This is a genomic window from Pseudomonas sp. H2_A10 (assembly GCF_054680085.1).
The window spans coordinates 5,187,702-5,201,404 of sequence record NZ_CP162821.1; the positions used below are offsets into that span (position 1 = coordinate 5,187,702).

Annotated in this window: 14 protein-coding genes; 7 read left to right on the top strand and 7 right to left on the bottom strand. The window is 61.1% G+C overall.

Annotation, left to right across the window (positions count from 1 at the left end; translation table 11 throughout):
• Positions 1-80 precede the first annotated feature (80 nt).
• Positions 81-1,754 (bottom strand): DEAD/DEAH box helicase, encoded by a 1,674-nt coding sequence (locus AB4O23_RS24090; RefSeq protein ID WP_003233351.1) that lies wholly within the window; start codon positions 1,752-1,754, stop codon positions 81-83.
• Positions 1,755-2,177: 423 nt separating this feature from the next.
• Here AB4O23_RS24090 and AB4O23_RS24095 point away from each other — a divergent pair, with 423 nt between their 5' ends.
• Positions 2,178-2,969, top strand: a complete 792-nt coding sequence (locus AB4O23_RS24095) for a crotonase/enoyl-CoA hydratase family protein (protein ID WP_017529370.1) — start codon at positions 2,178-2,180, stop codon at positions 2,967-2,969.
• A gap of 55 nt (positions 2,970-3,024) precedes the next feature.
• Here the strand turns inward: AB4O23_RS24095 and AB4O23_RS24100 are convergent, their stop codons facing one another.
• Positions 3,025-3,780 carry a spermidine synthase gene (locus AB4O23_RS24100; protein ID WP_017529371.1) on the bottom strand — a complete coding sequence of 252 codons (756 nt, stop codon included), beginning with the start codon at positions 3,778-3,780 and terminating at the stop codon, positions 3,025-3,027.
• A 124-nt stretch (positions 3,781-3,904) separates the two neighbouring features.
• Between AB4O23_RS24100 and AB4O23_RS24105 the strand changes: the two genes are divergently transcribed.
• Entirely contained in the window at positions 3,905-5,251 is a 1,347-nt protein-coding gene (locus AB4O23_RS24105; RefSeq protein ID WP_017529372.1) for a class II 3-deoxy-7-phosphoheptulonate synthase, read from the top strand.
• Positions 5,252-5,302: 51 nt separating this feature from the next.
• On the opposite strand, the gene AB4O23_RS24110 is transcribed toward AB4O23_RS24105, so the two are convergent.
• Both AB4O23_RS24110 and AB4O23_RS24115 read right to left on the bottom strand, forming a co-directional pair.
• Positions 5,303-6,535 (bottom strand): winged helix-turn-helix domain-containing protein, encoded by a 1,233-nt coding sequence (locus AB4O23_RS24110; protein WP_017529373.1) that lies wholly within the window; start codon positions 6,533-6,535, stop codon positions 5,303-5,305.
• A 45-nt stretch (positions 6,536-6,580) separates the two neighbouring features.
• Positions 6,581-6,787, bottom strand: coding sequence for a DUF1127 domain-containing protein (locus tag AB4O23_RS24115; RefSeq protein ID WP_026067384.1), 207 nt, complete (start codon positions 6,785-6,787; stop codon positions 6,581-6,583).
• 70 nt (positions 6,788-6,857) lie between these two features.
• Between AB4O23_RS24115 and AB4O23_RS24120 the strand changes: the two genes are divergently transcribed.
• A complete protein-coding gene (locus AB4O23_RS24120; RefSeq protein WP_017529375.1) occupies positions 6,858-7,739 on the top strand; it encodes a LysR family transcriptional regulator in 882 nt (293 codons plus the stop codon).
• Here AB4O23_RS24120 and AB4O23_RS24125 read toward each other — a convergent pair.
• Entirely contained in the window at positions 7,729-8,478 is a 750-nt protein-coding gene (locus tag AB4O23_RS24125) for a sulfite exporter TauE/SafE family protein (RefSeq protein ID WP_026067386.1), read from the bottom strand. The genes AB4O23_RS24120 and AB4O23_RS24125 overlap by 11 nt on opposite strands.
• Positions 8,479-8,586: 108 nt before the next feature.
• On the opposite strand from AB4O23_RS24125, the gene AB4O23_RS24130 reads away from it, so the two are divergent.
• The 4 genes from AB4O23_RS24130 to AB4O23_RS24145 all read left to right on the top strand — a co-directional run bounded on the left by AB4O23_RS24130 (position 8,587) and on the right by AB4O23_RS24145 (position 11,778).
• Positions 8,587-9,537, top strand: coding sequence for a LysR family transcriptional regulator (locus AB4O23_RS24130; RefSeq protein ID WP_026067387.1), 951 nt, complete (start codon positions 8,587-8,589; stop codon positions 9,535-9,537).
• An 80-nt stretch (positions 9,538-9,617) separates the two neighbouring features.
• Positions 9,618-10,070: a MarR family winged helix-turn-helix transcriptional regulator gene (locus tag AB4O23_RS24135; protein ID WP_017529378.1), complete on the top strand. Its 453-nt coding sequence runs from the start codon at positions 9,618-9,620 to the stop codon at positions 10,068-10,070.
• 243 nt (positions 10,071-10,313) lie between these two features.
• Entirely contained in the window at positions 10,314-10,733 is a 420-nt protein-coding gene (locus tag AB4O23_RS24140; protein WP_010176159.1) for an organic hydroperoxide resistance protein, read from the top strand.
• 28 nt (positions 10,734-10,761) lie between these two features.
• Positions 10,762-11,778 (top strand): alpha/beta hydrolase, encoded by a 1,017-nt coding sequence (locus AB4O23_RS24145; protein ID WP_460060919.1) that lies wholly within the window; start codon positions 10,762-10,764, stop codon positions 11,776-11,778.
• Between the two features lie 64 nt (positions 11,779-11,842).
• Here the strand turns inward: AB4O23_RS24145 and AB4O23_RS24150 are convergent, their stop codons facing one another.
• Together AB4O23_RS24150 and earP are read right to left on the bottom strand one after the other, a co-directional pair.
• On the bottom strand, positions 11,843-12,415 hold the full coding sequence (locus tag AB4O23_RS24150) for an elongation factor P (RefSeq protein ID WP_065876590.1): 573 nt from the start codon (positions 12,413-12,415) through the stop codon (positions 11,843-11,845).
• Positions 12,416-12,464: 49 nt separating this feature from the next.
• The gene (earP, locus tag AB4O23_RS24155) at positions 12,465-13,598 is read right to left on the bottom strand and encodes an elongation factor P maturation arginine rhamnosyltransferase EarP (RefSeq protein WP_017529381.1); all 1,134 of its coding nucleotides are present in this window, start codon (positions 13,596-13,598) and stop codon (positions 12,465-12,467) included.
• Positions 13,599-13,703 lie beyond the last annotated feature (105 nt).

Sequence of the window (13,703 nt, forward strand, 5' to 3'; positions counted from 1 at the left end):
AGATCCCGAATTTCCAGACAAAAAAAATCCCCGAACCAGTCGGGGATTTTTTATCTGCGATCAATCAGCCAAGAGGCGGATCAATCTTCGCGGTAGCGACGCAGCTTCAACTGCTTACCGGCCACGCGAGTGTCTTTCAGCTTGGTCAGCAGTTTTTCCAGACCGTCTTCCGGCAGCTCTACCAACGAGAAGCTGTCACGAACCTGGATGCGACCGATGGCTTCACGTGCCAGGCCACCCTCATTGAGGATAGCGCCCAGTAGGTTCTTGGCGGCGATACCGTCACGCGCGCCCAGCGCGGTACGGCAACGAGCACGACCTTCAGCCAATGGAACCGGAGCACGACGCTCACGATCGCCACGGTCCGGGCGGTCGCCGGTACGCTCTGGACGATCACCGCGTGGCGCGTTGTTCGGTACCAGCGGGCGTTCTTTCTCGATGGCGGCCAGGGTCAGGGCCTGACCGTTGGTAGCTTTGCGCAGCAGGGCTGCGGCCAGGGCACGCGGGGTGCACCCGATATCGGCGGTCAGGCGGTCCAGCAGATCGCCGTGGGTCGATTCGGCGTCAGCCACCAGCGGTGCCAGGCTGTTGGTCAGTTTCTTGATGCGGGCATCAAGAACGGCCTGGGCATCCGGCAGGCGGACTTCGGCGACTTTCTGACCGGTTACGCGCTCGATCACTTGCAGCATGCGGCGCTCACGTGGAGTCACCAGCAGCAGTGCGCGACCTTCGCGACCCGCACGGCCGGTACGGCCGATACGGTGAACGTAGGACTCCGGATCGTAAGGCATGTCAACGTTGAACACGTGGGTGATACGTGGAACGTCTAGACCACGAGCGGCTACGTCGGTTGCCACAACGATGTCCAGGCGGCCATCCTTGAGGGAATCGATGACGCGCTCACGCTGGTTCTGGGCAATGTCACCGTTCAGCGCAGCGGCTTTATAGCCTTTGGCTTCCAGGGCACTGGCCAGGTCCAGGGTCGCTTGCTTGGTGCGCACGAACATGATCAGGGCATCGAAGTCTTCGACTTCCAGCAGGCTCAATACAGCCGAGGTCTTCTGGTCAGCGTGAACCAACAGGTGAGCCTGTTCGATCGCGGTAACGGTCTGGGTCTTGGTCTGGATCTTCACGTGTTGCGGATCGCGCAGGTGGCGTTCGGCAATGGCACGGATCGACTGTGGCAGGGTAGCCGAGAACAGTACGGTCTGACGGGTCGGTGGCAGAGCCTTGAAGATGACTTCCAAGTCATCCATGAAGCCCAGCTTGAGCATTTCGTCAGCTTCGTCGAGCACCAGGTGATTCACGGTCGACAGGACTTTTTCGTCGCGACGCAGGTGGTCGCACAGACGGCCCGGGGTGGCGACGACGATCTGTGCGCCGTTACGGATGGCTTTCAGTTGTGGGCCCATAGGCGCGCCGCCGTAAACGGCCACAACGGTTACGCCTGGCATTTGCTTGGCGTAGGTTTCGAAAGCGGTTGCTACTTGCAGCGCCAACTCACGGGTTGGCGCCAGGATCAGGGCTTGCGGTTCGCGCTTTGCAGGATCGATGCAGTGCAGGATAGGCAGGGCGAACGCGGCGGTTTTACCGGTACCGGTTTGCGCCTGGCCAATCATGTCCTGGCCGGCCATGATGATCGGGATCGATTGCTGCTGAATAGCCGAAGGTTCTTCGTAGCCGGTCGCAATGACGGCAGCAAGAATGTTCGGGTTAAGATTAAAAGCGGCGAAGCCGCCGGTTTCCTGGGTCATGGGTCTGCCTCTAAGTGCATCCGCAAAGACCCATGCTCCAAAGCTGCGCATGCCGTGTTGAGACTCAAGAGTCGCCCTGGCTGCTTTGTCGGCGGGGATTTGCGAAAACGAATGAATGAAAAAGATTCGTCAAGGAAGAGTCCGCTGTGCGGACGTGCAGCCGAAGCTGACTTCGGGGAATTGCGCTACCTAAACGCGGCCCGGTTAAAGGCCGGCGCGCACTATACCGGAAATACCTGAAAAAGGGAGCTTTTTTTATCAGCAAGCGCCGATAAACCGCGCTGAATCACAGTCTTTGCAGATAACACCGCCAGGGTCTATTTTTTACAGGCCCGGCGCTGTTGGTCATAACGCTTAAACGGTTCACCCAACCCTGAAGACCTTTGGTCCGAAACCCTTCCCCCGCACCCGAGGGCACCCCCGATGAATCTAGCCAGCAGCAGCCGTGTCAGTCGTGAACTCCAGGGCCATGTCCTGCTGTTGGGCCTGGACCGGGTGGCCAAGCGCAACGCCTTTGACCTGGAGTTACTCAACCAATTGAGCCTGGCGTATGGCGAATTTGATCGAAACGAGGCTGCACGCGTCGCGGTGGTATTTGCTCACGGCGACCACTTCACCGCCGGCCTGGACCTGGCCAATGTCAGCGCCGTGATGGCCGGGGGCTGGCAGCCGCCACTGGGAGGCTGTGACCCATGGGGCGTATTTGCCGGCCCACGCGTGAGCAAGCCGGTGATTGTCGCCGCCCAGGGTTATTGCCTGACGCTCGGTATCGAGTTGATGCTGGCGGCTGATATCAACCTGTGCGCGAGCAATACGCGCTTTGCGCAGATGGAAGTACAGCGTGGGATCTTTCCGTTTGGCGGCGCGACATTGCGCTTTCATCAGATCGCCGGCTGGGGTAACGCCATGCGTTGGCTGCTTACCGGCGATGAATTCGATGCCCATGAAGCGCTGCGCCTGGGGCTGGTGCAGGAAGTGATGGCCAGCGAGGACCTGCTACCGCGTGCCATCGAACTGGCCAGCCGCATCGCCCGCCAGGCACCGCTGGGCGTGCAGGCTACGTTGATGTCGGCACGGTTGGCGCGCATGGAAGGCGAGACGGTGGCCGCCGCAGCCTTGCCGCCGATGGTGGACAAATTGTTTAACAGCGAAGATGCCAGGGAAGGGGTGCGGGCAATGGTCGAGAAGCGGCCGGGAGTGTTCAAGGGGATTTGAGTTGGCTGTACGGCCGCCATCGGGAGCAAGCCCCCGATGGCGTCACGACAGACAACTAGGTCGCCGGCCGAATCGCCTTGATCAACGCCTGCAACGAATACCCCAAACGCGGCGCCAGCGCCTCGGCGCGGGCCGTGAGCGCGCCAAGGTCGAGTTCCTGATCAAGCTCCGAAGGCACCAACAGAATCACATTGCCCTCCTTCACCGGCAGTTCCCAGTAATGCCGGTGATACAACCCACGCAACAAGGCCGCCCCCAGGGGCTTGCCATCGTCGGTGGCCCACTGGTTGATCACCAGCCAGCCGCCGGGGTTGAGTTTTTTCTGACAGTTTTCCAGGAAAGTCCAGGCCAGGTGCCCGACTCCGGGGCCGACATCGGTATACAGGTCGACGAAAATCAGGTCAGCCGATTCAGCGGTCTCCAACAAATCCAGGGCGTCGCCGATGCGGATGTACAACCGCGGATCGTCATCCAACCCCATGAATTCAATGGCCAGGCGCGGTACATCGGGGCGCAGTTCGATGGCTTCGACGTCCTCCAGCGGCAGGAACTTGAGGCAGGCCTGGGTCAACGTACCGGCGCCCAAACCGAGGAACAATGCACTCTCCGGCTGTTCATGGCACAACGCGCCGATCAGCATCGCGCGGGTGTAGTCGTACTCCAGCCAACTCGGATCGGCGGTGAACACGCAGCTTTGCTCGATGGCATCGCCGAACTCGAGAAAACGGTAATCGGCCACTTCGAGCACGCGGATCATGCCGAAATCATCATGGACTTCAGCCAGCAGGCGCTCGACACGCTCCTCGGTCATCACTACTCCTAAAGGGTTTACCGCACGGCAAAGGCGCGATTGTCGGCCAACCGGCAGCAGCAGGTCACGCACTAATTGCTGATAACATTGGCGCCCGACCGTCAATCACCCAATCGAGTTCATGATGAGCCAACCCTGGAGCCCCGACAGCTGGCGCGCCCTGCCGATCCAGCAACAACCCCAGTACCCGGACGCCGCACACCTGTTGCAGGTAGAGCAGAGCCTGGCCAGCTACCCGCCATTGGTGTTTGCCGGGGAAGCGCGCGAGTTGCGCCGTCAGTTTTCCGAGGTAACCCAGGGCCGCGCCTTCCTGCTGCAAGGCGGCGATTGCGCCGAGAGTTTCGTCGAGTTCTCCGCCGCGAAAATCCGCGACACCTTCAAGGTGCTGCTGCAGATGGCGATCGTCATGACTTTCGCCGCCGGCTGCCCGGTGGTGAAAGTCGGGCGCATGGCCGGCCAGTTCGCCAAGCCGCGCTCGGCCAACGATGAGACCATCGACGGCATCACCCTGCCCGCCTACCGTGGCGATATCGTCAACGGCATCGGCTTCGACGAAAAAAGCCGCGTGCCGGACCCGGACCGCCTGCTGCAGTCCTACCATCAGTCCACCGCCACCCTCAACTTGCTGCGTGCCTTTGCCCAGGGCGGCTTTGCCGACTTGCATCAGGTGCACAAGTGGAACCTGGACTTTATCGCCAACTCTGCCCTGGCCGAGAAATACAGCCAACTGGCCGACCGCATCGATGAAACCCTGGCGTTCATGCGCGCCTGCGGCATGGACAGCTCGCCGCAACTGCGCGAAACCAGCTTTTTCACCGCCCACGAAGCGTTGCTGCTCAACTATGAACAAGCCTTCGTGCGCCGCGACAGCCTGACCAATGACTACTACGACTGCTCGGCCCACATGCTGTGGATCGGCGACCGCACCCGTCAGTTGGATGGCGCTCACGTGGAATTCCTGCGCGGGGTGAACAACCCGATCGGCGTCAAGGTCGGCCCGAGCATGAACCCCGATGACCTGATCCGCCTGATCGATATCCTCAACCCGGACAACGACCCCGGCCGCCTCAACTTGATCGCGCGCATGGGCGCCGGCAAGGTCGGCGATCATTTGCCAGACCTGATCCGCGCCGTGCAGCGCGAGGGCAAACAGGTGCTGTGGAGTTCGGACCCGATGCACGGCAACACCATCAAGGCCAGCAGCGGCTACAAGACCCGCGACTTTGCGCAGATCCTCGGTGAAGTGAAGGAGTTCTTCCAGGTACACCAGGCCGAGGGCACCTATGCCGGCGGGATTCATATCGAGATGACCGGGCAGAACGTCACCGAGTGCATCGGCGGCGCGCGACCGATCACCGAAGACGGCTTGTCCGACCGCTACCACACCCATTGCGACCCACGGATGAACGCCGATCAGTCGCTGGAGCTGGCGTTTCTGATTGCCGAGACCTTGAAGCAGGTCAAGCGCTGAGAGACTTGCCGACTGAACTGACGCCCTCGCGGGCAAGCCCGCGATCAGCCCCTAGAAATCAATCTCCAGCCTGATCATCGCCGCCCTTAACCGGGCGGCACTCGGCCTTTGGCAATTGAGCTGGACCTGCTCCAGCCCAAGCCAGCTCGCCATTTGCCGCAGGTTCAGCGCAAGCGCCAGCAGGCCTTCCTCATCCAGCCCCGGTTCTTCTTCGTGTACCGCATGCACCGCCAGGCGCCCGTTGGCGCGTTCGGCACGTAGGTCGATCCGCGCGGCAATCCGCTCGTGATGCAAAAACGGCAGCACGTAGTAGCCATACACCCGCTTGTGTTGCGGGGTGTAGATCTCCAGCCGGTAACGGAAATCAAATAAACGCTCGGTGCGGCTGCGCTCCCAGATCAACGAATCGAAGGGCGACAGCAAGGCGCTGGCTGCCACCTTGCGTGGCACCTTCGGCTCGGGGAGACAGTACGCCGCTTGCTTCCAGCCCTGCACCTGACACGCGAGCAACTGGCCATCCTCGACCAATTCGGCCAAGCGACTGCGGCTATCGGCGGGGTCCAGGCGAAAATAATCGCGCAGGTCTTTTTCGGTGCCCACGCCCAGGGCTGTCGCGCTGTGCAACAGCAGGCCGCGCTGGGCCTCGGCTTCGGTCAGGGGCGCGCGTTGCAGGATGTCGGCGGGGATGACACGTTCGGGTAGATCGTAGAGCCGTTCGAACCCGCGTCGCCCCGCGACGGTGACCAGGCCGGCGGCGAACAGCCATTCCAGCGCATGTTTTTCATCGCTCCAGTCCCACCAGGGGCCGGCGCGCTCTTCACGGGTGGACAAACTGCCCGCGCCCAGCGCGCCCTGTTGTTCGACGGTCTTCAACACACGCTCGATAGTCGCCTGCCGCTCGCGCCCAAAACGCGCCATTTGCGAGTAAATGCCTTGCCCGCGCTGCGCCCGCGCCATGCGCCAACGCATCAACGGGTACAGCGCCATGGGCAGCAATGACGCCTCATGCCCCCAATACTCGAACAACGAACGCCGTCGTCCCTGGCTCCAGGCCGCCTGTTCAAGTATCAACGGGGAATAACTGCCCAGCCGGGAAAACAGCGGCAGGTAATGAGAGCGCACCACCGCGTTGACAGAATCGATCTGCAACACGCCCAGGCGTTCGATCAGGCGGTTAAGGTGCGCAGCCTTGATCAGCGCAGGCGCCTGGCGCCCGGAAAAGCCCTGGGCCGCCAGAGCCATGCGTCGAGCTTGCTTGAGGGAAAATGCCAGGTCGGCGAGCATGTACATCTCCTTGAGTGCGCGCGACCTACCCTACTGCATCCCGCGTCATTTTCGCAGCGGGTCTTCCCAGAAATGCCGATGATTTTCGTGCTCCACATCGGCGCGGTTGAGGCCGATGTCCTTGAGCGCATCGTCGCTCATGCTCGCCAGCATCTGGCGCTCGCGGTGCAAGGCCTGCCAACGCGCCAGGGTGTGGAACAGCCCGACTAGCGGCCGTTTAGCCATCAATACAAAACCTTGTTGACCTTTCATCTTCTCGCCCTCCCTTGGGGATGACGGAAGTGTGTGCCCGGCCTTATGATCAATCCAACGAATGTTTTTAATGCAATACATCTCAGAGTTTGATCAATTGTCCAGCTACCCGAGTATCGACACCGATGTGCTGCGCACCTTCGTCGCCATCGCCGACCAAGGCGGTTTTACCCGCGCCGGCGAGCAGGTCAACCGCACGCAATCAGCCGTGAGCATGCAGATGAAGCGCTTGGAAGAAGACGTGCTGCAACGCAAGCTGTTCGAGCGCGATGGCCGGCAGGTGCGGCTGACTCCCGAAGGCCAGGTGTTGCTCGGGTATGCGCGGCGCATCCTCAAACTGCACAGCGAAGTGTTCAACACCCTGCGCGAACCGCACATGGTGGGCCTGGTGCGCATCGGCACGCCGGATGATTATGTGATGCGCTTTCTTCCTGGGATTCTCAAACGGTTTTCCAAGGCTTATCCGCTGATCCAGATCGAGATGCACTGCGAGTCGTCGCAAGTATTAATGCAACGCAGGGATTTGGCCTTGACCGTGATCAGCCGCCAGCCCGGCGATGACATTGGAGAACTGTTGCGCACTGAGCGCCTGGTATGGGCAGCGGCGCAGAGTTTTTGCGTGGATGAGCACCAGGTCGTGCCTTTAGCCGTTTCGGGGACCGATTGCTTCGGTACCCAGTGGATCCAAACGGCATTGGATGCGGCCGGGCTCGACTACCGCCTGGCCTATCACAGCTCCAATTGCGCGGCGATTCAGAGCGTGGTCGGCGCCGGGCTGGCGGTCATGGCCAGCATGGAAAGCCTGGTGACCGAAGACTTGCGGATACTGGGCAGCAACGAAGGCTTTCCGCCATTGCCTTCGATGAACCTGCGCCTGCTACGCAACCCGGCGATGGCGTCGCCCATCACCGAATGCCTGGCCGATTACATCCTCGAAGGCTTCAAACTTTAAAGGTGAGCATCACCGCGCAGAGCACCAGGAAGCCGCAGAACAGGCCGCGCAGCAGACGCTCCGGCAATGCATGGGCGACCTTCACCCCCCAACTGATGCTGAGCAGGCCACCGATGGCCAGGGGGATGCCGATCATCCAGTCGACTTCGTGGTGCCAGGCGTAGGTCACCAGCGTCACACCGGTGCTGGGCAGCGCCAGGGCCAAGGACAAGCCTTGGGCGACGACTTGGGTGGTGCCGAAAATACTTGTCAGCACCGGTGTCGCAACCACCGCGCCGCCGACCCCAAACAAACCGCCCATGGAGCCGGAAGCGGCGCCCAACACCCCAAGCCATGGCCAGGAGTAACGCATCTGTGCTGTCGGCGGCGCATTGCGGGTGAACATGCGCACCAGGTTGTAGGCCGACAGCGCCACCAGAAAGGCAATAAAACCGATACGCATGGCACCAGCATCCAGGCCTACTGCCCAGATCGACCCGAGCCACGCAAAGGTGAAACCCATCACCCCCAGCGGCAACGCATGGCGCAATTCAATCCGGTTGCGCTGGTGATACCGCCACAGCGCAAGCATCACGTTCGGCACCACCATCACCAGCGCGGTGCCCTGGGCGATCTGCTGATCCAGGCCGAACAGCACGCCCAGCACCGGGATGGCGATCAGCCCGCCGCCAATCCCAAACAGCCCGCCCACCGTGCCCAAGGCCGCGCCCAATACCAGGTACATCGCTAAATCCAACACCACGCATCACTCCATAAACCCAGGCCTTGCATGCTACGCAGTCGGCTCTGGCGCGCAAAGGCACAGCAACGCACAATGGCTGTGCCAATCTCGCATAAGCGTTTGCTCATGAACCCCAACACCCTTACCGACCAGTTGAGCCTGTTTCTGGATGTATTGGAGACCGGCAGTTTTTCCGCCGCCGCCCGCCGCCATCCGCTGACGCCCTCGGCGGTGGCGCGGCGTATCGACAGCCTGGAAAGCTCGGTGGGCAGCCGCCTGTTCCAACGCAGCACCCATGCCGTGGTGCCAACGCCCGCCGGCTTGGCGTTCGCCGAGCGCGCGCGGCGGATCGTCAGTGAGTTGCAACTGGCGCGCGCCGAAGCGGTTTCCCTGAGCCATGCGCCCGAGGGGTTGATCCGGGTGGACGCACCGGCGGCATTTGGTCGGCGGCACCTGGCGCCGGTGATTGCAGACTTTCTGAAGGTGTACCCCGGCCTGGATGTGCACCTGCATCTGATCGACAGCTTTGTGGACATGCAAGGCGCGCATTTGGGCAAAGTCGATCTGGTGCTACGCGCCGGGCATATCGTCGATACCCGACTGATCGCCACGCCCCTGGCCAGCATCGTACGCATCGCCTGCGCCAGCCCGGCCTACCTGAAAAGCCGTGGCACGCCGACCCATCCCCGCGAGCTGAATGAACACGACGGCCTGGACTGGGATGGCCTGGCGCCGATGTTCGCCTGGCGCTTTGAGCTGGACGGGCGCCGTGCGACGTACCGCCCGCAACGTATCCGCATGAGCGCCAACAACGCCGAGGCCCTGCTTTGCGGCGCGCTGGCCGGTTTGGGTATCGCCCACTTGCCGACCTGGCTGGCCAGCGAGTACCTGGTGCGTGGCGAACTGCTGCCCCTCTTTTGCGAAAATGGCCTGCCCAGCCCGGAAACCACCGGGATCTATGCCCTGCGCCTGGAACAACAGCCCAATGCGCGCAGCCGTTTATTGCTGGAGTACCTCAAATCCCGTTTCAGCCCGGTTCCGCCCTGGGACCTGGCACTGCAAAGCGGCCTGGCCTGACCGTTCGGCCAGAATTATCTGGCGCATTAAACATTTGCCCGCTAGATTCCAGGCCAGACACGTTTTTTAAAGGCCCCGCCATGAGCAAGAACCCTGACCCATGCGAATCCCTGATGCTGAACAATCAGCTGTGTTTCGCCCTGCATTCCACGTCGCTGTTGATGACCAAGGTCTACAAGCCCCTGCTGCAGGCTCTCGGCCTGACCTACCCACAGTACCTGGCCATGATGGTGCTGTGGGAAGAGGACGGTTTGACCGTCGGCGAAATCAGCAGCCGCCTGCTGACCGATCCCGGCTCCCTGACACCTTTGCTTAAACGCCTGGAGGTCGAAGGCCTGCTCAGCCGCACCCGCAGCCGTGAAGACGAACGCGTGGTGGTCGTGGAATTGACCGACGCCGGGCGCGCCTTGCAGGACAAGGCCATGGGCATTCCCCACTGCATCCTCGGCGCCAGCGGGCTGGAGTTGGACCAACTGCGCAAGCTGCAAGGTGAATTGATTGCCCTGCGCAACAACCTGCAAAACGCGCTCTGACAGGCGATAAAGCACGCCAAAAAATGTGGGAGGGGGCTTGCTCCCGATAGCGCTGGGTCAGTGACATAGGGATTGACTGACGCACTGCTATCGGGAGCAAGCCCCCTCCCACACTGGTTTCAGGGGCACAGAAAAAATATTTGTAGATTTATCTTGCGCACTAAACATTAGCGCTATACATTCGCCTCACCAACTACTTAGCGCGCAAATGTTTAGCGCAAAACACCACAAGAGGAAAACCTCATGCAAACGCTCTATACCGCAGTAGCCACCGCCACCGGCGGCCGTGATGGTCGTGCTGTTTCCAGCGATAACATCCTCGACGTCAAGCTTTCCACTCCGAAAGAACTGGGCGGCGCCGGCGGCCAGGCCACCAACCCGGAACAACTGTTCGCCGCCGGTTACTCGGCCTGCTTCATCGGCGCACTGAAATTCGTGGCCAGCCAGACCAAACGCAAAATCCCGGATGACGCCTCGATCACCGCCCACGTGGGCATCGGCCAGATCCCCGGCGGTTTCGGCCTGGATATCGACCTGCACATCAGCCTGCCGGGCCTGGCCCAGGATGATGCGCAAAGCCTGGTCGACGCCGCTCACCAGGTGTGCCCGTACTCCAACGCCACCCGTGGCAACGTCGATGTCCGCCTGCACGTGACCGTCTGATCACCTCTACCGCCCTCAGGAGAAGAACATGAACACTATTGGTAAAGCGCTCACCGGTACCCTGCTCGCCCTGTCCATCAGCAACGCCTTCGCCGCCGGCGGCGATGTCGAGCACAACACCCAGGCTTTTCTGGATGTGTTGAACGCCGGCACGGGCAAGCCGATCGAGCAGCTGACGCCCAAGGACGCCCGCGCGGTGCTGACCGGCGCCCAGGCCGGCGTAAAGCTGACGCTGCCCAAGGCCGATGTGAGCCAGAAGACCATCCAGGTCGATGGCAAGCCACTGGAGCTGACGATCGTGCGTCCGGCCGGGGTCAAGGGCACATTGCCAGTGTTCATGTTCTTCCACGGCGGCGGCTGGGTGCTTGGGGATTACCCGACCCATGAGCGTCTGGTGCGAGATCTGGTGGCGGGTTCGGGGGCGGTGGCGGTGTTTGTCAATTACACACCGTCCCCTGAAGCGCACTACCCGGTGGCGATCAACCAGGCCTACGGCGCAACCAAATGGGTGGCCGAGCATGGCAAAGAGATCAACGTAGACGGCAAGCGCCTCGCGGTAGCGGGCAACAGCGTCGGCGGCAACATGGCAGCCGTGGTCAGCCTGATGGCCAAGGACAAGGGCACGCCGGCCATCAAGTTCCAACTGCTGCTATGGCCGGTGACCGACGCCAACTTCGACACGGGGTCCTACAACCAATACGCCGAAGGGCACTTCCTCACCAGGAACATGATGAAGTGGTTCTGGGACAACTACACCACCGATGCCAAGCAACGCGCCGAGATCTACGCCTCGCCGCTGCGGGCCACCACTGAACAACTCAAGGGCCTGCCGCCCGCGCTGGTGCAGACCGCCGGTGCCGACGTGCTGCGTGATGAAGGTGAAGCCTATGCCCGCCAGCTGGATGCGGCCGGTGTGCCGGTGACCGCGGTGCGCTACAACGGCATGATCCACGACTACGGTTTGCTCAACGTGGTCAGCCAGGTGCCGGCGGTGCGTTCGGCAATGCTGCAAGCCTCGGATGAGCTCAAGCAACACCTGAAGTAAAACCTGCGCTCATAAAAAACCCGACTCATGGTCGGGTTTTTTGCTTCGTACGGCAGGGCCAGAATTACTTCTTGGCGCGACCTTTGTACGAACCGCCTTCGCGGGTGTCGATCTCGATGTCATCACCGATTTCGATAAAGTCTGCAACTTGCAGTTCGGTACCGTTTTTCAGTTTGGCTGGTTTCATCACCTTGCCAGAAGTGTCGCCGCGAGCGGAACCTTCGGTGTAGTCAACGGTACGAACGATAGTGGTCGGCAGTTCTACGGAAACCAAGCGCTCTTCGAAGAAGATGGCTTCGCAGACGTCGGTCATGCCTTCTTCCACGAACGGCAGAACGGCTTCGATGTCTTCAGCGTTCAGCTCGTACATGGTGTAGTCGGTGGTGTCCATGAACGTGTAGGTGTCGCCGCTGATGAACGACAGGGTCGCTTCTTTACGGTCGAGGATCACGTCGTCCAGTTTGTCATCGGCGCTGTAGACGATCTCGGTTTTGTAACCGGTCAGCAGGTTCTTCAGCTTGGTCTTCATGATTGCGCTGTTACGACCAGACTTGGTGAACTCAGCTTTCTGAACCAGCCAAGGGTCGTTTTCAAGACGGATCACTGTACCGGGTTTCAGTTCTTTACCAGTTTTCATTGCATATATCCGAAATTTGGATGGGATTTACAAAATTCAAGGTGGCGTATCATATCCAACTTTCATAAAACTGTACCAGCGCCGTTGCAAGATCGGCCTGCAAGGCCTGTTCCAGAGGCCACGTTTGGGCGTGCCGACTCACTTGCGGCCAGTGCTCCAGCAGCATTTTCCACGGCTGCACCATATCGCCTTCGGTGTTCCAGGCTTGCCAGAGCGCAACCAGTGCAGCCTTGGCGGCCGGCGATAACGCCGCGGTGTACAACGCAAGAAAAGCATCGAGCTTGTCGAGATGGATGTCTTCGTCCTGGCGATAGATATGCCACAGCAACGGCCGCCCGGCCCACTGGGCGCGCACGAACGAGTCTTCACCGCGCACGGCATTGAAGTCGCAGCACCACAGCAAGCGGTCATATTGCTCCTGGCGCACGAACGGCAGCACCTGCACGGTCAGGCCGTCGCGTTGATGCACATCCCCCGCCGCCAGCCGCTCTACACCGAGCCAACGTTGTACGTCGCCGAGGATGCGCCCCTCCGGCACCAATAGATGAGTGGCATGCCCGTCCGTCGACAAGACGTCCAGCCAACCGGCCAGGCCGGCGTTTTCGTAGGCAAACAGGGAAAACAACCGCGCACCGGCTGCCGGAAATACACCCAACCCCTGCAAGAATTGTCGCTGTGCTGTGGCATCCGCCTGAAATGCCTGACGTTGCTCAAGCAACCCCGCCTCACGCAACAGACCACCGGTACCGGCGCGGAAGCCAGGGAAAAAGAAGTACTTCTGCACCCCCTTGAACTTCACCGACGGCAGGCGATGACAGCCCACCACCCAGTCCTCGGCGCTCAGGTAATCCAGATTCATCCACAACGGCGTGCGCTCACGCTCGGCCATGGCTTCCATATAGTCAGGCGGTAACTGGCAGGCGAACGCGGCAATCACCACGTCGGCCGCCGGCGTTGCCGACCATTCGGCCGGCCAGTGGCGTACTTCGACGCCGTCTTGCCATTGTTGGGCCGACTGCACGTCAATGTCGGGGCACATGCGCTCAAAGGCGCGCAGGTCATCGACCCACAAGCACACGGCACAGCCGTGCTCCGCCACCAATTGCCGGGCCAGGCGCCAGGTCACGCCGATGTCGCCGTAGTTATCGACAACGCTGCAAAAAATATCCCAGCGGGCTTTCATTCCGGGCTCCAACACTCAAAGGCTCGATTGTCCGCATAAAAGCGCCGATGCAGAAGGCTTGATCGCGATTATTCTGCACAGTGGCTGTGCGACAATCGCGGCCAC